This is a genomic window from Pseudomonas sp. TE31087 (genome assembly GCF_057284075.1).
The window spans coordinates 4,862,313-4,882,401 of the sequence record NZ_JBXVNN010000001.1 but is presented as its reverse complement, the minus strand read 5'-3'; the positions used below and the strand labels follow the sequence as shown (position 1 = coordinate 4,882,401).

The following is a 20,089-nucleotide window of genomic DNA, read 5'->3' as shown; positions in this document are numbered from 1 at the left end:
CAGGGATCGCCTCACCTCCTGTGGGAGCGGGTTTACCCGCGAAGAAGGCAACACCGATCATTCAGTACTTGCTGCTCACGATCATGCTGATGACTTCGCTGCCCCTGTGGGCCGCCGACCCGCGCGAACTGGACTGGCCCGCCCTGATCCCCGAGGGCGCGCCGGTCATCCCGCCACAACTGACGCCCCTGCACGACCTGTCGCAGATCAGCGACGCGCTGTCCGCCGAGGCGGCCCCCGCCGCCCGCCAGCAGGCGCCCAACGCACCGGTGGTGAAAACCCTGGACGGCCAGCAGGTGAAGATCCCCGGCTACATCGTGCCGCTGGAAGTCAGCGACGAAGGCCGCACCACCGAGTTCCTCCTGGTGCCCTACTACGGCGCCTGCATCCATGTGCCGCCACCGCCGTCGAACCAGATCGTGCATATCGTCAGCGAGATGGGCGTGCGCATCGAAGACCTGTACCAGCCCTACTGGATCGAGGGGACGATGCAGGTCAAGGCCAGCAGCAGCGAGCTGGCGGATGCCGGTTACCAGATGGAAGCAGAGAAAATCTACGCGTATGAGCTCAAGTGAGCACTGCGTCACCCCGATAGCACGGCTTCTTTGAGCTGGGTCAAACTTTCTGTTTAGTCAGCTTCGTACCATTGGACTACTCGATTACTCACGTCCTCTGGGAGCTTCCATGAACAAGTCCTTGCTCGGTGCCTCGCTCGTCGCGTTGGCGCTTGCAGCCCCTGTCGCCCACGCCCACCAGGCGGGGGATTTCATCCTCCGCGCCGGCGCCATCACCACCGCGCCCAACGAGAACAGCGGCGACATCAAGCTCGACGGCGCCAAGGTCTCGGGCACCAAGGCGACCCTGGACAGCGACACCCAGCTGGGCCTGGCCTTCGCCTACATGCTCACCGACCACATTGGTCTCGAGCTGCTGGCCGCCACCCCGTTCCAGCACAAAGTCGGCGTCAAGGGCCTTGGCCCTGGCCTGGACGGCAAGCTGGCCGACATCAAGCAACTGCCGCCGACCCTGTCGCTGCAGTACTACCCGATGGCGCCGTCCTCGAAGTTCCAGCCGTACGCCGGCGTGGGCATCAACTACACGATGTTCTTCGATGAAGACCTGAGCAGCAACCGCAAGGCCCAGGGCTTCAGCAACATGAAGCTGAAGGACTCGGTCGGCATCGCCGGCCAGCTGGGCATGGACTACATGCTTACCGACAACCTGCTGCTCAACGCCGCGGTCTGGTACGTCGACATCGACACCAAGGCCAGCATCGACGGCCCGAGCGCCTTGGGCGTGGGCAAGACCAAGGTCGACGTCGATGTCGATCCGTGGGTCTACATGGTCGGTATCGGCTACAAGTTCTGATCCGCAGGCGCGCCTGCTCCGACTGGAGCGGGCGCGCCGCGCATCGTCTCGATGCTCCAGAGATACCCCCAATAGCCCCAAGCTAGCGCGCTTATCCCCGCCCCCAAGCCGCACACCGCCACCCAGCCCCACTGCCCGTACACCCAGGTCGCCACGACCGCACCCACCCCGCTGCCGAGCGAATAACAGCACATGTAGGCGCCGATCAGCCGGCTGGCCATCTCGCCGCGCCCCGCCAGCAGCACACTCTGGTTGGTCACGTGCACCGCCTGCACAGCCAGGTCCAGCATCAGTATCCCGATCACCAATGCCAGCAATGACTGCTCGAGGTAGGCGATGGGTAGCCACGACAGCGTCAGCAGGCCCAGTGCCCAGCCGCTCACCCGCCGCGCATGCCCCTGATCGGCCAGGCGTCCGGCACGTGCTGCCGCCAGCGCTCCCGCCACACCGGCCAGGCCGAACAACCCGACCTGCGTATGGTCCAGCGCCAGTGGCGCGGCGCTCAAGGGTAGCACCATCGCGCTCCACAGCACGCTGAACGCCGCGAACACCAGCACCGCGAACAGGCCGCGCTGGCGCAGCAGGCGGTCATGTCGATACAGCCGCAGCACCGATGCCAGTAACGCCCCATAGCGCTGCCCTGGCCCCTGCGGCCTGGCGGCAGGCAAGCGCCAGGCGAGCAGCCCCGCCATTGCCAGCGCCAGTCCCGCCGCCACCGCATAGACACCCTGCCAGCCGAACAGGTCAGCCACTGCGCCCGATATCAGACGCGCCGAGAGGATGCCCAGCACCACGCCGCTGGTCACCGTGCCCACCGCCTGCCCTTGTTCGGCGGGCGTGACCAATGTGGCGGCATGCGCCACCATCACTTGCACCACCACCGCTGCCAGGCCGACCAGGGACATTGCGGCCAGCAGCACGGCCCAGTCCACGGTAAAGGCTACGGCCAGCAAGGCGCCGGACGAGACCAGCAACTGGCCGAGGATCAGTCGCTTGCGATCGACCAGGTCCCCGAGTGGCACGATCAGCACCAGCCCCAAGGCATAGCCGGCCTGGGTCATCCCCACTACCAGGCCGGAGCGGGCGCTGCTCACCCCAAGGCTCGCCGCCATCGACTCCAGCAGCGGCTGGGCGAGATACACCGTGGCCACGGCCAGGGCACAGGCGGCGGCCAACAGCAGCGTCAATCCACGGGTGAGCGTCGACATCGAAGACTCCCTTTCAATTCTGGTTTCAATTTAAAACCACCTGACTGGATTTCTAGCAAATGTGGTTTTATTCTGCAACCAGATAGACACTCAAGGATCGCGCCATGCTCGACGAGAACAACCAGCAATGCCCCGTGGCCCGCGCCTTGGAAGTGCTCGGCGAGCGCTGGGCGCTGATGATCCTGCGCGATGCCTTCGATGGCCTGCGCCGTTTCAGCGAGTTCCAGAAAAACCTGGGGCTGGCGAAGAACATCCTCGCTTCGCGCTTGAAGCTGCTGGTGGAGGCGGAACTGCTGGTGCAGCAGCCGGCTTCGGATGGCAGCGCCTACAAGGAATATGTGCTGACCGAACGGGGGCGCTCGGTGTTTCCGATCGTGATCGGCTTGCGCCAGTGGGGGGAGCGCTACCTGTTCACAGCGGGGGAGTCACGCTCGCAGCTGGTCGATGATCGTGGCCAAGGGCTGGAGACGCTGCAGGTACGGGCCCGGGATGGGCGGGAGGTGGCGCCGGAGGATTGCCGCCGGCGGGTGGTCCGGCATTCGTGATGCCTGCTCCACCTGCCATGCACGATCCCTGTAGGAGCGGCCTTGTGCCGCGAAAGGGCGCGTAGCGGCCTCGGGATCCCAGCATCATTCGATATCGCTGGGGGCTGCTTTGCAGCCCTTTCGCGGCACAAGGCCGCTCCTACATGCAATAGAGATTCAGGCCTTGCCGAGCAACCGCGCCAGCCCCTCGACGAACGGCGTCGGCTCAGGGAACGCGAAACGTGCCAGCAAGCGCGCATTGTCCGCCCGCGAATGGCGGATATCGCCCGAGCGGGCCTGAGCGTAGCTGACCGCCGGCAAACCGCCCACCACCTGCTCCAGCGCCTTGAGCAGCTGGTTCAGCGAAGTCGCCTGGTTCAGGCCGATATTCACCGCGCCCTCTTCCACCACCGGCTGTTCAAGCGCCTGCACCATCACCTGAACCAGATCGCCGACGAACAGGAAGTCGCGGGTCTGCTCGCCATCACCGAACACGGTGATCGGCGCACCCCGGGTGGCGCGCTCGCAGAAGATGCTGATCACCCCCGAATACGGCGAGGAAGGATCCTGGCGCGGCCCGAAGATATTGAAGAAGCGGAACACCACCGGCTCCAGCCCATGCTGGCGGCGGTAGAAGTCCAGGTACTGCTCGCTGGCCAGCTTGTCCACCGCATAGGGGGTCAACGGTGCCTTGGGCGTGTCCTCGGCAATCGACTGGCCCTCGCCATTGTTGCCGTACACCGCCGCACTGGAGGCGAACAATACGCGACGGATGCCGTTCAGGCGCATCGCCTCGCAGACGTTGAGCGTGCCGATGAAATTGCTCTGGTGGGTCTTAACCGGGTTTTCCACCGAGGCCTGCACCGAGGCCACCGCAGCCAGGTGCACCACTGCCTGGCAACCATTGGCGGCACGGGCCACCAGGGCGGCGTCGGCGACATCGCCTTCGAGCAGCTCCAGGCGCGGATGGCCGAGCTGCAGGTTGCTGCGCTTGCCGGTCGACAGGTCGTCGAGGATACGCACCGCGTAGCCTTTCTCCAGCAACGCATCGCACAGGTGGGAGCCAATAAAGCCGGCACCGCCGGTGATCAGGATGGGGGCGTCAGCCATGTCGGTAGAATCGGTCCAGTAGGGGCGGCAAGCCGGCGCGCCAGGCGCGGGGCTTGATGCCGAAGGTGTGAAGGATCTTCTTGCAGGCCAGCACCGCGTGCTGCGGCTCCTCGCTGGCATCCGGGCGGGCGGCGTGGGCCTGGGCGGTCGGCGCCTGCACGGCCAGCTTGCGCCACTGGGTGGCCTCGGTGAGGATCGCCTGGCCCAGCACCAGCGGCGTGGTGGCCTCGTTGCCAGCATAGTGGTAGGTGCCCCACAGCGGCGCCTGGCAATCGAGCTGCTTGAGCACCGAGAGGATCACCCGCGCGGCGTCGTCCACCGGCGTCGGGTTGCCGCGCCGGTCATCGGCCAGCAGCAGTTCCTGGGGCTGTTCGGCGCGGGTCAGGAAGCGCCCGAGCGCGCCGTCGATGCTTTCGTCAAGCAGCCAGCCGAAGCGCAGCAGCACATGCTGCGGGCAGGTGGCGCGCACGCTCTGCTCGATGCGCCAGAGCGCCTGGCCGCGCAGGCCGAGCGGCACCGGCTCGTCCTTCTCGCTGTAGGCGGTGGCGCGCGAGCCATCGAACACACGGTAGCTGGACGGTTGCACAAGGATCATCTCGTGGTGCTGGCACAGCTCGGCGAGCCGCTCCACCGCCCGCTCCTGCTGGGCCAGACGTTGCTCGCTGACGGACTCGGCCTGGAACCAGTCGAAATAATAGGCCAGGTTGACCACGGCGTGCGGGCGTTGCTCGTCGAGCAGCAGGGTCAGGCTGGCCGGATCCCAGCCGTTTTCCGGCGGGCGAGGCGCCAGGAAGGCGATGTCTTCCTCGGCCCCGAGACGAATCAGCGCTTGCCCGAGGGCATTGCCACCACCCAACAGCATCAGGCGCATACGCATAGAGTCAACAGGTCCGGTCTGGTCGATGGAGGAAAGGGTTCATTTTGCTGTTTCCGGCAGGGGAAGTCCAACCCAGGCAAGGCCTGGCGCGCGCCGCGTGGCGATTGGCGCCGGTCGGGGCGGTATTCCGCCTTTGCCGACAGCTACTTATACTGCGCCAGGCCTGTTCAAGGAGATCAACATGGATGCCGAACTGAACACTGCACAGCGCGCCAGATGGCAATTCGACGAGCCCGCGCCCGGCCCGGAGCGGTTCATCGACGAGGATTTCGCCGACTATCGCCAGCAGGCGCGCCTGCTGCTGCCGGACGCCGAGCGTGCCCCCACGGTATTCGTGGTCGGCGGCGCACGCTCCGACTTCACCCGCCTCAACCCGTTGCTCTATCGCCTCCAGCAGCAGGGCATCGGCTCGCTGACCGGCAACCTCTCCGGCCACAGCCTGGCCAGCGAACCCGGGGCGAAGGACGCCTCGCTGGCCAGCAACCTGGAGGAGGCCCTGCGCTTTCACCGGCATCTGGACGCGCGCAGCGACACCCTGGTCGGCCATAGCCTGGGCGCCGCCATCGCCCTGAAGCTGGCCGCCCAGCGCCCCAGCGTACGCAAGCTGGTGCTGATCTGCCCGGCGGTCTACCCCGACGCGGCCCATGCCGCGCCCTTCGGGCCGGCCTTCAGCGAGGCCATCCGCAAGCCTTTTGCCTTCCTCGACTGCGACAGCTATGCCTTCCTGCGCCAGTTCCAGGGCCGGGTGCTGCTGGTGATCGGTGAATACGACGGGCTCAACTCCAGGGTCCACGGCCAGGAGCCCGGCACCTCGGCCGGTACCCGGCGGCTGGCGGGCGTCGAGCGCTACAGCCCGATTCCCGAGGAGGTCACCCACGCCTTGCTACGCTCGGTGCCGGCGCCCCATGTGGAGTGCCTGATGCTCACCGACTGCGACCACGGCATCGCCGCGCACCTGCGCGACCGGCCGGAGGTTGCCGACCAGGTGGCCGATGCGGTGGCGGCGTTCATTCTCGACTAGTCCTACCCGCTTTTCATGGAACTGCACATGACTTACTGATTTAGCAGGGACCTGTGGGAGCGGCTTTAGCCGCGAACACCGGCGAAGCCGGTGCCATACACCGCGTCGCTTGCTTCGCGGCTAAAGCCGCTCCCACAGGATGCGCGCTGGCCGCGCAATCATGGCTCCCTGTGCGACATGGCTATTCGATCTCGAACAACCCGTTGCTGACCATCCCCGCGCTCAGCCGGTCGCGGATGTCGTCATCGATGCGCGGATCGTCCGGGCGATACAGCTTGATCTGGCGGAAGGCGTTGATGCGGTTAATCTCCTCGCCCAGGTATTCCCACACCACCCGGGTGCACGCCGGATTGCGCCGGTCACCGCTGGAGACCCCGGTCTTGAGACCGTTCAGGCGGCTGATGCGGCTCTTGAAGCTGGGAATGAGGACGGTCTGGCTCATCTCGTTGAGGGTCAGCGACTCGTAGTCGATCAGGAACATCCTGTCCTGCAACTGGAACGCCGCACCCAGGTAGCGACAGCGCACCTCGGCGTGCTGGTCGAGGCCACTGCTGCGCTCCTGGCGTTCCTGGCGCTCGAACAAAAAGCTGCCGCGCTCCTCCCACAGGTGCACCAGCGACACCAGGATCGAGCCTGGCACCGACATGCAGTTGGAGTATTCGAAGTAGTAGCCGCAATAGCGCGACAGGTTGCCGGCTTCTTTATGCAGCGGTTTGAACAGTTCGCTGATCGGATCGTCCTGGGGACCGACCCGCTGATCATGGTTGCGTGCGCCAATCAAGCGGGCGAACTGTTCGGGCGGCAAACCCAGCTCGTAATCCTCAACGCCGAAGAAGTCGCCGATGCGCTTGAGGTTGTAGGCCGTCGGGCGGCTCTGGCCGCTCAGGTACTTGTTGAACTGCGCGCGATTGATCGACAGCTGCCGGCAAACCTCTGAGATAGAGCGGTAGTGGCTGCAGGCCAATTTGAGGTTGATAGCGAAGTGATCGCCCATGATGCGCGGGTCCGGATGATGCGAGTGACGCCATTCTAGCATCAAGTCGCACCAAAATGGAGCAACCCGCGAAATTGTAACCACAGTTGTCATAGCCAACCATGCGCCCCCAATGAATAGCGGTGCGCCTGCCGCCCGCTGGTCTTTCCACGCGAAGAATAAGAATCGAGGTCATTTTCCAATGCTCGAAGCACTCAACGATTTCCTTTCGGGGAAGCTTCTCATCGTGCTGATTGTCGGTCTCGGCAGTTACTTCACGATCCGCTCTCGGTTCGTCCAGTTCCGCCATTTCGGCCACATGTTCGGTGTCTTCAAGGAATCCCTTCGCGGCCAGGCAGGCCAACTGAGCTCGTTCCAGGCCCTGATGCTGAGCCTGGCCGGCCGTGTCGGCGCCGGTAACATCGCTGGTGTCGGTATCGCCGTGACCCTCGGCGGTCCGGGCGCCGTGTTCTGGATGTGGGTTACCGCACTGGTGGGCATGTCCAGCAGCTTCTTCGAGTGCACCCTGGCCCAGGTCTACAAGCGCGCCGACGGCGACGGCCTGTACCGCGGCGGCCCGGCGTACTACATCCAGCACGGCCTGAAGCTGAAAAGCATGGCGATCGTGTTCTCGATCCTGCTGCTGGTCACCTACGGCTTCGCCTTCATCGGCCTGCAGTCGTACACCGTGACCCACTCGCTGCAGAACGCCTTTGCCTTCGATCCGAAGCACACCGGTATCGTCCTGGCAGCCCTGCTGGCCCTGACCTTCATCGGCGGTATCAAGCGCATCGCCGCGGTGTCCGATCTGCTGGTACCGGTCAAGACCCTGGCCTACATCGGCGTGACCCTGTACGTGATCGGCACCCAGATCGAACACGTCCCGGCCATGCTGGAAACCATCTTCAAGAGCGCCTTCGGCCTCGACCCTGCGTTCGCTGGCCTGCTGGGCAGCGCCATCGTCATGGGAGTGAAGCGTGGCGTGTTCGCCAACGAAGCAGGCCTGGGCAGCGCGCCGAACGTCGCCGCCGTGGCCGCCGTGAAACACCCTGGCGCCCAGGGCGTGGTCCAGGCCTTCAGCGTGTTCCTCGACACCTTCGTGATCTGCACCTGCACCGCGCTGCTGATCCTGCTGTCGGGCTTCTACACCCCGGGCTTCGAAGGTGACGGCATCGTCCTGACCCAGAACTCGCTGGCCGCCGTGGTCGGTGACTGGGGCCGCGTGTTCGTCAGCGTCGCGCTGTCGCTGTTCGTCTTCACCTGCATTCTCTACAACTACTACCTGGGCGAGAACAGCCTGCAGTTCCTCAGCCGCAACCGCGCCGTGCTGATGACCTTCCGCGGCCTGGTGCTGGCGCTGGTGGTGTGGGGTTCGACGCAGGACCTGTCGACCGTGTTCGCCTTCGCCGACATCACCATGACCTGCCTGGCGTTCGTCAACCTGATCGCCCTGGCCATGCTGTTCAAGGTCGGCCTGCGCGTAATGCGCGACTACGACGCACAGCGCAAGGCCGGCATCAAGCAGCCGGTGTTCGACTCCAGCAAGTTCACCGACCTGGACCTGGACCGTGCCGCCTGGCCGGCCAATCCGCAGGCTGAAACAGCCACTGACAAAGCCGCCGTTCAGGCGCACGCTCAGCGCTGATATTCTCCCCTGCCCCAGCCGCCCCGTTCGTGGGCGGCTGCCTCTTCTTTCGCGCGGCTTCATACGAAAAGTCGCCGAGCGGCGATCAGGCAAGGCGAAAACAGGCGAGGAAGCGGAGTTGACGGGTTGTCAATGAGCATTCCGAGCCTGTTTTCAACGCAGCCTGATCGTCGCGCAGGCACTTTTCGTACGAAGCCACATCGCTACGGAATGCTCCCATGCGTCCAGTCAAGAATCTTCTCGTCCTTTACACCGGTGGCACCATCGGCATGCTGCAGACCGCCGAAGGCCTCGCGCCGGCCGGTGGCTTCGAAGCGCGCATGCGTGACCACTTCGCCAGCTGCGGCGATGCGCCGAAGGTGCACTGGTCGCTGCGTGAACTGAACCCGCTGATCGACAGCGCCAACATGCAACAGGCCAACTGGCTGGCGATGCGCGACGCCATCGTCGAGGCGGTCGAGCGTGACGGCCACGACGGCGTGCTGGTGCTGCATGGCACCGATACTTTGGCCTACAGCGCCGCGGCCCTGTCGTTCCTGCTGCTGGGTTTGCCGGCGCCGGTGCTGTTGACCGGTTCCATGCTGCCGGCCGGCGCGCCGGACAGCGATGCCTGGGCCAACCTTGTCGGAGCCCTGAACCTGTTCGAAAACGGCCTGGAGGACGGCGTGCAGCTGTACTTCCACGGTCAGTTGCTGCACGGCTGCCGCGCTTCGAAGCTGCGCAGCGAGGCGTTCGACGCCTTCACCGTGCTGCCCCGCCACCGTGACGGCGAGCGCGCTCCAGAACTGCCGGCCCGCCTGGACTATCGCCAGCCGCGCCAGACGGTCAAGCTGGCGGTCATGCCGGTGTTCCCGGGCCTGGCTGCCGAGCACCTGCGTGGTTTGTTCGACAGCGGTATCCAGGGGCTGGTGCTGGAGTGCTATGGCAGTGGTACCGGGCCGTCCGACGACCAGGCGCTGCTCGATGTCCTGCATGACGCCCGTCAGGGCGGGGTGATGATTGTCGCCATCAGCCAGTGTCCGGAAGGTTCGGTGGTGTTCGACACCTATGCCGCTGGCAGCCGGCTGCGTGACACCGGACTTGTCAGTGGCGGTGGCATGACCCGCGAGGCCGCGCTGGGCAAGCTGTTTGCGTTGCTGGGCGCGGGGCTGGATGTGCAGGCGGCGGAGCACTGGTTCGCGCTGGACCTGTGCGGCGAGCGCGCCTGACCTGTAGATCTTCCGTTCGCCATCGCGGGGCAAGCCCGCTCCCACAAGCCTGCCCAGGGCATCGTGGGAGCGGGCTTGCCCCGCGATCGTTTCAGCATCTGGAAAAGTGGCGGAAGGCAGCGGGAGTCGAACCTGCCCGGGAACGGCTGCCGTCCCCAACCGGGTTTGAAGCCCGGCCGCGCCACCGGGCGCGATTGCCTTCCTTGAAATCAGGGCCCGTGTTGCGACTGGGCCAGGGCGCTGTCGACGCGAATATGCCGTTGGTCACCGACCCGCCGGGTCAGGCCAACGCGGTCGAAGTACTCGAGTATCTGCACACTGCGCTTGCGACCGATGCCCAACATATCGCGAAACGCCGCAACCTGCACTATCGGCGATGCCTCGGCCTGCTGCAACAACAGCTCTGCCATGCGCCTTAGCGTCACCTCCGGGTAGAACAGGTCACGCACCACCTGGTGCAACAGGCCCAGGCGGGCGAGCTTGCGCAGCAGCAGGCGCACCTCGGCCTCCTCGCAGCGCTCCTCGGCAGCCAGCGTACGCACCCAGGGCGGATCGAACTCACCCGCCAGCAAGCGCGGCAGCAAGCGCTCCCACAGCGCGGTATCGGCTTCGCTCAACTGAACCTTGTGCCCAGGCAGATGCAGCCACGGACCACTGCTGCTGATCCCCCCTTCACCCAGCAACTCATCCAGCAGGCTGACAAACGCCGGACGCTCCAGCGGCATCGCTGTAAAACGGCGCAGGCGGTCGCGGTCCGGGCCGAGCTGGTCGGGCTCCTGCTCGTGGAACTGCGCCAGCCGCGCCAGTACCTGCTGCTTGAGTGAATACCACTGCTGGCGTGAGAACAGCAACTGGCCCTGGCGGGTGGCGATTACCTGCACATCCTCCGGCAACTGCCAGGTCTCGCGCAGACGGTTGAACTGGCGCTCGAGCCGCTGCGGATCGAGCCCGCCGGGTGCAGTTTCGAGCAACGCCGGCAAGGCCTGCTCCAGTTCAGAGGCATCACGCAGTACCTGCAGCTGGCGCAGGCGCGCCTCGCTGCGTCGCTGTCGGCTCGGCGCAAAGGGATCGAGCACGCGGCCACCGCCGAGTGTGCGCTGGGCGCGCTGGTCGCGCAGTACCAGGCGATCGCCATGCACCGCCTGCAACGGCGCGTTGAGCAGCAACTGGGCGAACATGCGCTGGCCGGCGCCGAGCCGTTCACCCTCCAACAACGCAACACGGGCCGTGACATCCTGGGTCCCCAGGTGCACATGCACCGCGCTGAAATGCTCGAACGTCCGGGTCTCGCCCGGCAGCAAGGTGAAATCGATATCGACCCGCACGCTGGGTGCGTGCAACCACTCAGGTAGCAGCCAGTCGCCTCGATGTACCTGCTCGGCCGAGAGCTTTTCCGCACTGATATTCAATGCCACCCGCTGCCCGGCCTCGGCCACCAGCGCCGCCTGGTTCTGCGCATGCAGGCCACGCACCCGCACCGGCTTGCCGGCCTTGCCCAGCAACAGCGTGTCACCGGCGCTGACCTGCCCGGCCAGGGCCGTCCCGGTGACCACCACGCCCGCCCCGGACACCGCGAAGGCGCGGTCCACGGCCAGGCGGAATCCGCCCCGCACACTGCGTCGACGCACCTGGGCCTCGGCGGCCAGCAACGCTTCGCGCAAAGCGTCGATCCCCTCGCCACTCAGGCTCGACACCGGGAACTGCGCTACCCCGGCATATGGCCCGGGCGCCAGCAACGCCGTGACCTGCGCCTGGACTTCGGCCAGCCGCTGCGGCTCGACCCGATCGCACTTGCTGATGACCACCAGCGCCTGGGGAATGCCCAGCAACTCGATGATCGACAGATGCTCGCGGGTCTGTGGCATCACCCCGTCGTCGGCGGCGACCACCAGCAGCACCAGATCGATGCCATGGGCGCCGGCGAGCATGTTGTGGATAAAACGCTCATGGCCGGGCACATCGATGAAACCCGTCAGCGGAGCACCTTCGGCCAGCGCGGCATAGCGGTAGCCGAGGTCGATGGTCATGCCCCGGGCACGCTCCTCCTGGCGCGTGTCGCCGGCCTGGCCGGTCAGGGCCTGGAGCAGCGCGGTCTTGCCGTGGTCGATGTGGCCGGCGGTACCGACGATCACTGCACCGGCCCCAGTTGCAACCTCGGCAGCTGCGCCAGCCACTGGGCCTCGTCGTCCAGCTGGCGCAGGTCGAGCCACAGGGCATCGTCGTCGATGCGGCCCAGTACCGGAACCGGCAGGTCGCGCAGCGCCCGCTCCAGTACATGCAGGCTGCGCCCGCGCAGTTTCTTCGACACCAGTGGACGCAGGCACAAGGCCGCGCTGGGCAGGCGCGCCACGGGCTGGCTGCCGCTGCCGATCATGCCCAGGGCTGGTTCGACGCTGACTGCCCATTGCGCCCCCAGCCGCGCGGCCAGTTCAGGCGCCAGGCGCTCGGCCTGGGCGGCAATTTCGGGCTGGGGCCGGGTGAGCAGGCGCAGGCTCGGCAGGCGCTCGGCCAGGCGGTCCGGATTGCGGTACAGCGCCAGCACCGCTTCGAGCGCCGCGAGGGTGATCTTGTCCACCCGCAGGGCACGCTTGAGCGGGTTCTTCTTGATCTTCGCGATCAGCTCCTTGCGCCCGACGATGATCCCCGCCTGCGGCCCGCCGAGCAGCTTGTCGCCACTGAAAGTGACGATGTCGGCCCCATCGGTCAGGGCCTGACGCACGGTCGGCTCGGCCGGCAGGCCCCAGCGGGTCAGGTCGAGCAGGCTGCCGCTGCCCAGGTCTTCGAGCAGCGGCAGCTCATGTGCATGAGCAATGCGCGCCAGTTCCGCAGTGGGCACCTGGGTAGTGAAACCCTGGATGCTGTAGTTGCTGCAGTGCACACGCATCAGCAGGCCGGTGCGCGGGTTGATCGCGCCTTCGTAGTCGCGGGCGTGGGTGCGGTTGGTGGTGCCGATCTCGTGCAGCTTCACGCCGGCGCGGGCCATGATGTCGGGTATGCGGAAGGCGCCGCCGATCTCGATCAGCTCGCCACGGGAGATGATGCCTTCCTTGCGTGCGCCCAGGCTGTTGAGCGCCAGCAGCACGGCGGCGGCGTTGTTGTTGACCACGGTGACGGCCTCGGCGCCGGTCAGTTCGCGGATCAGGCCTTCGATCAGGTCGTCGCGGTCGCCGCGCTTGCCGGTGTTGAGGTCGAACTCCAGGTTCAGCGGGTAGCGGGCGGCGGTCTGCATGGCGTCGACCGCTTCCTCGGGCAGCAAGGCCCGGCCGAGGTTGGTGTGCAGCACCGTGCCGGTGAGGTTGAACACCCGACGTACCTGGCTGCGTTGCTGGATGGCCAGGCGTTCGCCGGCTCGGCCCAGGAGCACTTCGGCGGTCAGTTCGGTGGCACTCAGTTGGCCGAGGCGAGCTGGCTCGCGCAGGTCGTCGAGCAATTGGCGCAAAGTTGCCAACACCGCATCGCGGCCATGGCGGTCGATCAGGGGCGCGCAGACCAGGTGGCGCAGCAGGGTATCGATGGAGGGCAAGCGTGGGGTGTCGTTGGCGAGGCTAGAAGACATGCGGTACTACCTATGACTGATCCGTTGTCTGGTCGGGTGCGATCGCGGGGCAAGCCCGCTCCCACGCCGATCGCATCCATTGCGTGGGAGCGGGCTAGCCCCGCGATCCGGTTCAACTCGATTGCAGTGTAGACACTACCCCGGCGCCAACAGCAGGTTCGGCGCCAGCCGATGGAAACCCTCTTCATCCAGGCGCATGTCCAGCGCCAGGCTCGCCAGGTCATCGGCCAACGGCTCGGCCGCGGCGTCGTTCTCCAGGTAGCACTGCTTGAGGTAGTTCTGGCACCCCGGGCAGCACTCGGCACGCAGCGGCGCCTTGCCTGGCGCGTGGCGGTCATCCTCGAGGTTGCTGTAGCGCAGGTCCTTGCTCGACTCGCAGTACACGCACTTGACCCGCACCACATGCCATTCGCAGGCACACAGCGAGCAGGCCAGGTAGCGCAGGCCATTGTGCTTGCCGCGATTGCGCACCACCCCGGCCATCGCCGGCGAGCCGCAGGCCGGGCACTGGGCCAGGCTGCCGGCGGGTTTGAGCTCAGGCGCAGGCAAGGCCAGCAGCCAGCTGGACCACGCCGCCTGCAACGCGGCGCCGATAAAGGGCACCAGCGCCGCCGGTACCGCGTCGTACTGGCCGCCGAGCAGGGCAATGCCCCAGCCTTTGCGTTGCGCCTCATCGCTGCCGCGCAACGTCCCCAGCGCGTCCGCCAGCGGCCCATCAGGCTCCGCGGCGAAATGCTCGAGCAACGCCTGCAACCAGACCAGCCACGGCCCTTCACGTACCAGGCTGTCGGCCGTCAGCGGCGGCAGGCCATGACTTATGCACAGGCGCTGGCGCTCTTCGGCCACTGGCACCCCAGCAGGTGGGTTATCCACAAGCTGCTGCTGAATCCGGCATAGCCGGGCCATCAACCGCAGGTAGTCGCTTAGGGCGTTGCCCTCGGCCAGCTGCTCAAGCCGGTTGGCGCGCACCTCGAAGAGGTTGGCGGTGGGCAGGTGCAGGAACGGCGGCATCACTGCCGACGCTTCGATCTGCCCGGGTTCGAGAATCGTGCTCAAACGGTCATCCTTCTTTTCCACCGTGGTTGTGTGGCGTCTTGTCGCCGGTCACGTCCCGGTACCACAGTTCATGGTGCTTGCGTGCCCAGGCGCGGCTGACCCAGCCATGCAGCATGGCGCCGATCGAGCCCTTGATCCAGATCCCGGCATAGATATGCACGATGATGCTGAGGATCAGCACGAACGCCGCCAGGGCATGCAGCAGCGCGGACAGGCGAATGACGTCGATGCCGAACCAATGGCTGAAGTACGCGCGCCAGATCACCACGCCGCTGACCAGCAGCACCAGCATGCAGGCCAGCAAGGTCCAGAACAGCAGCTTCTGCCCGGCGTTGTACTTGCCGATCGGCGGTACGCCCTCTTCCTTGTTGAGCATCACCCGGTCGATGCGGCGCAGCCACAGGCGGTCGTTGGCGGTGATGAAGTTGGCGCGCCAGAAGCGCAGCACCAGCCCGAGGAAGAACACGAACATGGCCACGCCGATGAACGGATGGAGGATCCGCGTCCACGGCCCGCCGCCGAACAGGTGGCTGAGCCAGAACAGCGCCGGGTGGAACAGCGCCAGCCCCGAAAGGCCGGCCAGCACGAACAGGATCGCCACGACCCAGTGGTTGCTCCGTTCGTTGGCGTTGTAGCGCAGGATAGGCTTGTTGTCGTTCATGGCCGTTGCTCCCCCTGCCCGCCCGGGCGGTTCGGATCATAGACATGCACCGCCGGGTCCACCTGGTGGACCGTGTCATCCACAGGTGTCGGATGCTCGTCCTCCTCGACCCGCTGCGGCCCCACGCGCACATAGTGGAAGAACCCGGCCAGTACCGCCGCGCCCATGGCCAGCAGCGCCAGCGGCTTGCTGAAGCCCTTCCACAGCCCCACCAGCGGGCTGATCACAGGCTGGTCCGGCAGGCCGGCGTAGATCCGCGGCGTGTCGGCGTGATGCAACACATACATCACATGGGTGCCACCGACCCCGTCCGGATCGTACAGCCCGGCGTTCTCGTACCCCCGCGACTTCAGGTCGACGATGCGCTCGTCGGCATGCACCTTCATCTCCTCCTTGCTGCCGAAGACAATCGCCCCGGTCGGGCAGGTCTTCACACAAGCCGGCTCCAGGCCGACACTCACGCGGTCAGAGCACAGGGTGCACTTGTACGCCTTGTGGTCCTTCTGCGAGATGCGCGGGATGTTGAACGGGCAGCCGGTGATGCAGTAGCCGCAACCGATACAATGGTCCTGGTTGAAGTCGACGATGCCGTTGGCGTGCTTGATGATCGCCCCCGGGCTCGGGCAGGCCTTCAGGCAGCCAGGGTCCGCGCAGTGCATGCAGCCGTCCTTGCGGATCAGCCACTCCAGGTTGCCGTCGTCGCGCTCGTGCTCGGTAAAGCGCATCAGGGTCCAGGTCTCGGCGCTGAGGTCCTGGGGATTGTCATAGGTGCCGTGGTTGTGGCCGACCTCGTCACGCAGTTCGTTCCACTCCGAGCACGCCACCTGGCAGGCCTTGCAGCCGATGCACTTGGTGGTGTCGATCAGCTTGGCGACTTCCTGCTGCTGGCGTACCGAGGGCGGTACGGTGGTGGTGGCCGAGCGGGCGATGATGTCTTGGCTGGCCATCAGAGTTTCTCCACTTTGACGAGGAACGACTTGGACTCCGGTGTCTGCGTGTTGCCGTCACCGAGGAACGGCACCAGGGTGTTGGTCAGGTAGCCATGCCGGGTGGCACCGGTGAAGCCCCAGTGCAACGGGATGCCGATCTGGTGCACGGTCTGGTTGTTGACCTGCAGCGGACGGATCCGCTTGGTCACCACCGCCACCGCATCAATATGTCCGCGCTTGCTCGATACCCGCACCCGGTCGCCAGCCTTGATGCCCTTCTCGTTCGCCAGCACCTCGCCGATCTCGACGAACTGCTCGGGCTGGGCGATGGCGTTGAGCCGGCAATGCTTGCTCCAGAAGTGGAAGTGCTCGGTCAGCCGGTAGGTGGTCGCCGCATGGGGGAACTCGTCGTGGGTGCCGAGGGTGTCCCACACCGAATCGAAGATCCGCCCGGCCGGGTTGCTGGTGGCCTTCTTGTTCTGCGGATGCAGCGGGTTGATGCCGATCGGCGTCTCGAACGGCTCGTAGTGCTCGGGGAACGGCCCCTCGGCCATCTTGTCGATGGCGAAGAACCGCGCCACGCCCTCGGGGTTCATGATGAACGGGTTCATCCCCGCTTCCGGTGGCGAGTCGACCTTGAAGTCCGGCACGTCGGTGCCGGTCCAGGCCTTGCCGTTCCACCACACCAGGCGCTTCTTCTCCGGGTCCCACGGCTTGCCTTGCGGGTCGCTGGAGGCACGGTTGTAGAGGATGCGCCGGTTGGCCGGCCAGGCCCAGGCCCAGTTCTGCACCTGGTGCATGCCGTACGGGTCGCTGTTGTCGCGCCGGGCCATCTGGTTGCCCTGCTCGGTCCAGCTGCCGGCGAAGATCCAGCAGCCGGACGCGGTGCTGCCGTCGTCCTTCATCTGGGCGAAGCCGGCCAGCTGCTGGCCGGCCTTGAGCGTGGCACCGGTGGCGTCGGTGAGGTCGCTGACCGCCCAGCCGTTCATCTCCTTGGCCAACTCCTCGGGCGAAGGCTCTTCAGGCACCTTGTACGGCCAGCTGATGTTGAGCAGCGGGTCGGGGTAGGCGCCGCCCTCCTGCTGGTAGCGTTTGCGCAGGCGCAGGAACAGTTCGCTCATGATGTGCACGTCGGTACGGGTCTCGCCCGGACCGTCGGCGCCCTTCCAGTGCCACTGCAGCCAGCGGCTGCTGTTGACCAGCGAGCCGTCCTCCTCGGCGAAGCAGGTGGTGGGCAGGCGGATCACCTCGGTCTGGATGTTGGCGGTGTCGACGTCGTTGAACGGGCCGGCGTTGCGCCAGAACTCCGAGGTCTCGGTGGCCAGCGGGTCCATGATGACCAGCCACTTGAGCTTGGCCAGGGCCGCGGTGACGCGGTTCTTGTCCGGCAGCGCGGCGATCGGGTTGAAGCCCTGGCACATGTAGCCGTTGACCTTGCCCTGGCCCATCATCTCGAACATGCGCAGCACGTCGTAGGCCGGCACGTCGAGCTTGGGCAGCCAGTCGTAGCCCCAGTTGTTGGCCGCGGTGGCGTTGGCGCCGTACCAGGCCTTCATCAGGCTGACGTGGAACTTGCCGTAGTTCTGCCAGTACGACAGCTGCCCCGGGCGCAGCGGTTTGGAGGCGCGCTTGTCGATGTAGGCGGTGTAGTCCTGCTCGGCGTCTCCGGCCAGCGTGAGGTAGCCCGGCAGCGAGTTCGACAGCAGCCCCAGGTCAGTCAGGCCCTGGATGTTGGAGTGACCGCGCAGGGCGTTGACCCCGCCACCCGGCATGCCGACGTTGCCCAGCAGCAACTGCACCATGGCCGCGCTGCGAATGATCTGCGCGCCGATCGAGTGCTGGGTCCAGCCCAGGGCGTAGAGAATCGTCATGGTCTTGCCCGGCGTCGAGCAGGTGGCGATCTCTTCCCAGATCTTCATCATCTGGTCCTGGGGCATGCCGCAGGTCATGCTCGCCAGTTCCGGCGTGTAGCGGCTGTAGTGCTGCTTCATCAGCTGGTAGACGCAACGCGGGTGCTGCAGGGTCGGATCGACCTTGGCGAAACCGTCCTCGCCCAGCTCGTAGCCCCAGCCGGACTTGTCGGCATACACGCGCTTGGCCGCGTCGTAGCCGCTGAACAGCCCGTCCTCGAAGCCATAGTTTTCTTTGACGATGAACGACACGTCGGTGTAGTTGCGCACGTACTCGTGCTGGATCTTGTCGTTGCTCAGCAGGTAGTTGATCAGCCCGCCCATGAAGGCGATGTCGCTGCCGGTACGGATCGGCGCGTAGTAATCGGCCACCGAGGCGGTACGGGTAAACCGCGGGTCGACCACGATCAGCCGCGCCTTGTTGTGCGCCTTGGCTTCGGTCACCCACTTGAAGCCGCACGGGTGCGCTTCAGCGGCGTTGCCGCCCATCACCAGGACCAGGTTTGCGTTGGCGATGTCAGACCAGTGATTGGTCATCGCGCCACGGCCATACGTCGGGGCAAGACTTGCCACCGTCGGGCCGTGTCAGACACGCGCCTGGTTATCGAACCCCAGCATGCCCAGCGAACGGATCACCTTGTGCGTCATGTAACCCGCTTCGCTGGAAGCGGCGGACGCGGCGAGAAAGCCGGTGGTGAGCCAGCGGTTGACCGTCTGGCCCTGGGCATTCTTCTCGATGAAGTTGGCGTCGCGGTCCTGTTTCATCAGGTCGGCGACACGATCGAGGGCTTCGTCCCAGTCGATGCGGGTCCACTCGCTGCTGCCCGGCTTGCGCACCTCGGGGTACTTGAGGCGGCTGGGGCTGTGGATAAAGTCCAGCAGGCCAGCGCCTTTCGGGCACAGGGTGCCGCGGTTGACCGGATGGTCCGCGTCGCCCTCGATGTGGATGATGTTCTGTTTGACGTTCTTGCCCGCGTCACCCTGGCTGTACATGATCAGGCCGCAGCCGACCGAGCAGTAAGGACAGGTGTTACGGGTTTCTTTGGTATGCGCCAGCTTGAAGTGGCGCACCTGCTCGGCGAACGCGGGTGTCGGGGCCATGCCCAACGCCGCGAGGCTCGAGCCTCCAAGGCCGACGGCGGCGACCTTGAAGAATTGCCGACGGTTGAGATCCATCGTGCACTCCTGATCAGGTTCTCGGGCGCACGGGACTTGGCCGGCGCCTCAGGGACTTCACGGTGGCGGTGGACAGAAACCGCCAACTGTTAAGCCTAGTCAAGAATCTGCAAAGCGTGATGATCTGGATCAGGCGCGAGGCAAATCGCCTTCTCCCCCATACAAATCCTACATTGCTACCGGAAATGGACTACGCCACGACACATTCTGTGCCTGTTAGGTTGATGGATCACACATGGAGGAGGACCGCAGGCATGAACATCAAGCACCTCTTGACCACACTTTTGATCGGCATCCCAGTACTCGCTCAACCCAGCATGGCGGCAACAGGAGGCGATGATCACGCCCCTCCCGCCGCGTTGCAGATCACCGCCGAGCGAGCACGGGCCATGGCCGATGCCGCCGAGCGTGCCGCCCGCGCCCAAAGCGTCGCCATCGTCATCAGCATCGTCGACAACCACGGCAACCTGAAGTACTTCCAGCGCATGGATGGCACCAGCAGCGGCAGCATCCAGGTCGCGCAGCTGAAGGCCGAGACATCCGCCCGCTTCCCGCTGTCGTCCCGCTCGCTTGGCGAGCGCAGCGCCGCGTTGCCAGCCAATCCGTACGCCTCGCTGCCCGGATTCACCCTGCTGGAAGGCGGACTGCCGATCATGGATGTCAACGGCAGGCATATCGGTGGAATCGGTATCAGCGGAGCGACGCCGGAACTGGACGCCCAATTTGCAAGGACGGCACTCGAAGAGGGCTGATCCTGGCAGGCGCCTGCCTGGTTGCCCAGACAAAAAGAAACCCGCTTCAGGCATGAAGCAGGTTTCTTGTTACAACTTCGTTCCACAAGGGCGCCATGGGTGCCCCAGGAATGGA

Annotated in this window: 17 protein-coding genes and 1 tRNA gene; 7 read left to right on the top strand and 11 right to left on the bottom strand. The window is 65.7% G+C overall.

Annotation, left to right across the window (positions count from 1 at the left end; all coding sequences use genetic code 11):
- The first annotated feature begins 83 nt into the window (after positions 1-83).
- Both ACZ899_RS22050 and ACZ899_RS22045 read left to right on the top strand, forming a co-directional pair.
- A complete protein-coding gene (locus ACZ899_RS22050; protein WP_232856670.1) occupies positions 84-575 on the top strand; it encodes a DUF3299 domain-containing protein in 492 nt (163 codons plus the stop codon).
- Between the two features lie 109 nt (positions 576-684).
- A complete protein-coding gene (locus ACZ899_RS22045) occupies positions 685-1,368 on the top strand; it encodes an OmpW/AlkL family protein (protein WP_234560564.1) in 684 nt (227 codons plus the stop codon).
- On the opposite strand, the gene ACZ899_RS22040 is transcribed toward ACZ899_RS22045, so the two are convergent.
- The gene (locus ACZ899_RS22040; RefSeq protein WP_234560563.1) at positions 1,356-2,576 is read right to left on the bottom strand and encodes an MFS transporter; all 1,221 of its coding nucleotides are present in this window, start codon (positions 2,574-2,576) and stop codon (positions 1,356-1,358) included. The two genes, ACZ899_RS22045 and ACZ899_RS22040, sit on opposite strands and share 13 nt — an antisense overlap.
- Before the next feature lie 104 nt (positions 2,577-2,680).
- On the opposite strand from ACZ899_RS22040, the gene ACZ899_RS22035 reads away from it, so the two are divergent.
- Entirely contained in the window at positions 2,681-3,121 is a 441-nt protein-coding gene (locus ACZ899_RS22035; protein ID WP_234560562.1) for a winged helix-turn-helix transcriptional regulator, read from the top strand.
- Positions 3,122-3,277: 156 nt separating this feature from the next.
- Here ACZ899_RS22035 and ACZ899_RS22030 read toward each other — a convergent pair whose 3' ends face one another.
- Together ACZ899_RS22030 and ACZ899_RS22025 are read right to left on the bottom strand one after the other, a co-directional pair.
- Positions 3,278-4,210, bottom strand: a complete 933-nt coding sequence (locus ACZ899_RS22030; RefSeq protein ID WP_234560561.1) for an NAD-dependent epimerase/dehydratase family protein — start codon at positions 4,208-4,210, stop codon at positions 3,278-3,280.
- On the bottom strand, positions 4,203-5,087 hold the full coding sequence (locus ACZ899_RS22025; protein WP_028690262.1) for a sugar nucleotide-binding protein: 885 nt from the start codon (positions 5,085-5,087) through the stop codon (positions 4,203-4,205). The genes ACZ899_RS22030 and ACZ899_RS22025 overlap by 8 nt, the downstream gene beginning before the upstream one ends.
- A gap of 181 nt (positions 5,088-5,268) precedes the next feature.
- On the opposite strand from ACZ899_RS22025, the gene ACZ899_RS22020 reads away from it, so the two are divergent.
- The gene (locus ACZ899_RS22020; RefSeq protein ID WP_234560560.1) at positions 5,269-6,108 is read left to right on the top strand and encodes an alpha/beta hydrolase; all 840 of its coding nucleotides are present in this window, start codon (positions 5,269-5,271) and stop codon (positions 6,106-6,108) included.
- 181 nt (positions 6,109-6,289) lie between these two features.
- Here ACZ899_RS22020 and ACZ899_RS22015 read toward each other — a convergent pair whose 3' ends face one another.
- Positions 6,290-7,102 carry a helix-turn-helix domain-containing protein gene (locus tag ACZ899_RS22015; RefSeq protein WP_234560595.1) on the bottom strand — a complete coding sequence of 271 codons (813 nt, stop codon included), beginning with the start codon at positions 7,100-7,102 and terminating at the stop codon, positions 6,290-6,292.
- A 181-nt stretch (positions 7,103-7,283) separates the two neighbouring features.
- On the opposite strand from ACZ899_RS22015, the gene ACZ899_RS22010 reads away from it, so the two are divergent.
- Together ACZ899_RS22010 and ACZ899_RS22005 are read left to right on the top strand one after the other, a co-directional pair.
- A complete protein-coding gene (locus tag ACZ899_RS22010; protein ID WP_050703570.1) occupies positions 7,284-8,726 on the top strand; it encodes an alanine/glycine:cation symporter family protein in 1,443 nt (480 codons plus the stop codon).
- A 218-nt stretch (positions 8,727-8,944) separates the two neighbouring features.
- A complete protein-coding gene (locus tag ACZ899_RS22005) occupies positions 8,945-9,934 on the top strand; it encodes an asparaginase (RefSeq protein ID WP_234560559.1) in 990 nt (329 codons plus the stop codon).
- A 107-nt stretch (positions 9,935-10,041) separates the two neighbouring features.
- On the opposite strand, the gene ACZ899_RS22000 is transcribed toward ACZ899_RS22005, so the two are convergent.
- From ACZ899_RS22000 to fdnG, 7 genes are all read right to left on the bottom strand, one after another.
- Positions 10,042-10,137 (bottom strand) — tRNA-Sec (locus ACZ899_RS22000).
- 6 nt (positions 10,138-10,143) lie between these two features.
- Positions 10,144-12,066 (bottom strand): selenocysteine-specific translation elongation factor, encoded by a 1,923-nt coding sequence (gene selB / locus ACZ899_RS21995; RefSeq protein ID WP_234560558.1) that lies wholly within the window; start codon positions 12,064-12,066, stop codon positions 10,144-10,146.
- The gene (selA, locus tag ACZ899_RS21990; protein WP_234560557.1) at positions 12,063-13,490 is read right to left on the bottom strand and encodes an L-seryl-tRNA(Sec) selenium transferase; all 1,428 of its coding nucleotides are present in this window, start codon (positions 13,488-13,490) and stop codon (positions 12,063-12,065) included. The genes selB and selA overlap by 4 nt, the downstream gene beginning before the upstream one ends.
- 135 nt (positions 13,491-13,625) lie before the next feature.
- Positions 13,626-14,546, bottom strand: a complete 921-nt coding sequence (gene fdhE, locus ACZ899_RS21985) for a formate dehydrogenase accessory protein FdhE (RefSeq protein ID WP_232857400.1) — start codon at positions 14,544-14,546, stop codon at positions 13,626-13,628.
- Positions 14,547-14,550: 4 nt separating this feature from the next.
- Positions 14,551-15,207, bottom strand: a complete 657-nt coding sequence (locus ACZ899_RS21980; protein WP_203650023.1) for a formate dehydrogenase subunit gamma — start codon at positions 15,205-15,207, stop codon at positions 14,551-14,553.
- Positions 15,204-16,154, bottom strand: coding sequence for a formate dehydrogenase subunit beta (fdxH, locus tag ACZ899_RS21975; protein WP_203650021.1), 951 nt, complete (start codon positions 16,152-16,154; stop codon positions 15,204-15,206). Before fdxH ends, ACZ899_RS21980 begins: the two co-directional genes overlap by 4 nt.
- A complete protein-coding gene (gene fdnG, locus ACZ899_RS21970) occupies positions 16,154-19,222 on the bottom strand; it encodes a formate dehydrogenase-N subunit alpha (RefSeq protein ID WP_234560556.1) in 3,069 nt (1,022 codons plus the stop codon). Before fdnG ends, fdxH begins: the two co-directional genes overlap by 1 nt.
- A gap of 254 nt (positions 19,223-19,476) precedes the next feature.
- On the opposite strand from fdnG, the gene ACZ899_RS21965 reads away from it, so the two are divergent.
- Positions 19,477-19,974, top strand: coding sequence for a GlcG/HbpS family heme-binding protein (locus ACZ899_RS21965; protein WP_234560555.1), 498 nt, complete (start codon positions 19,477-19,479; stop codon positions 19,972-19,974).
- The last annotated feature ends 115 nt before the right edge of the window (positions 19,975-20,089 follow it).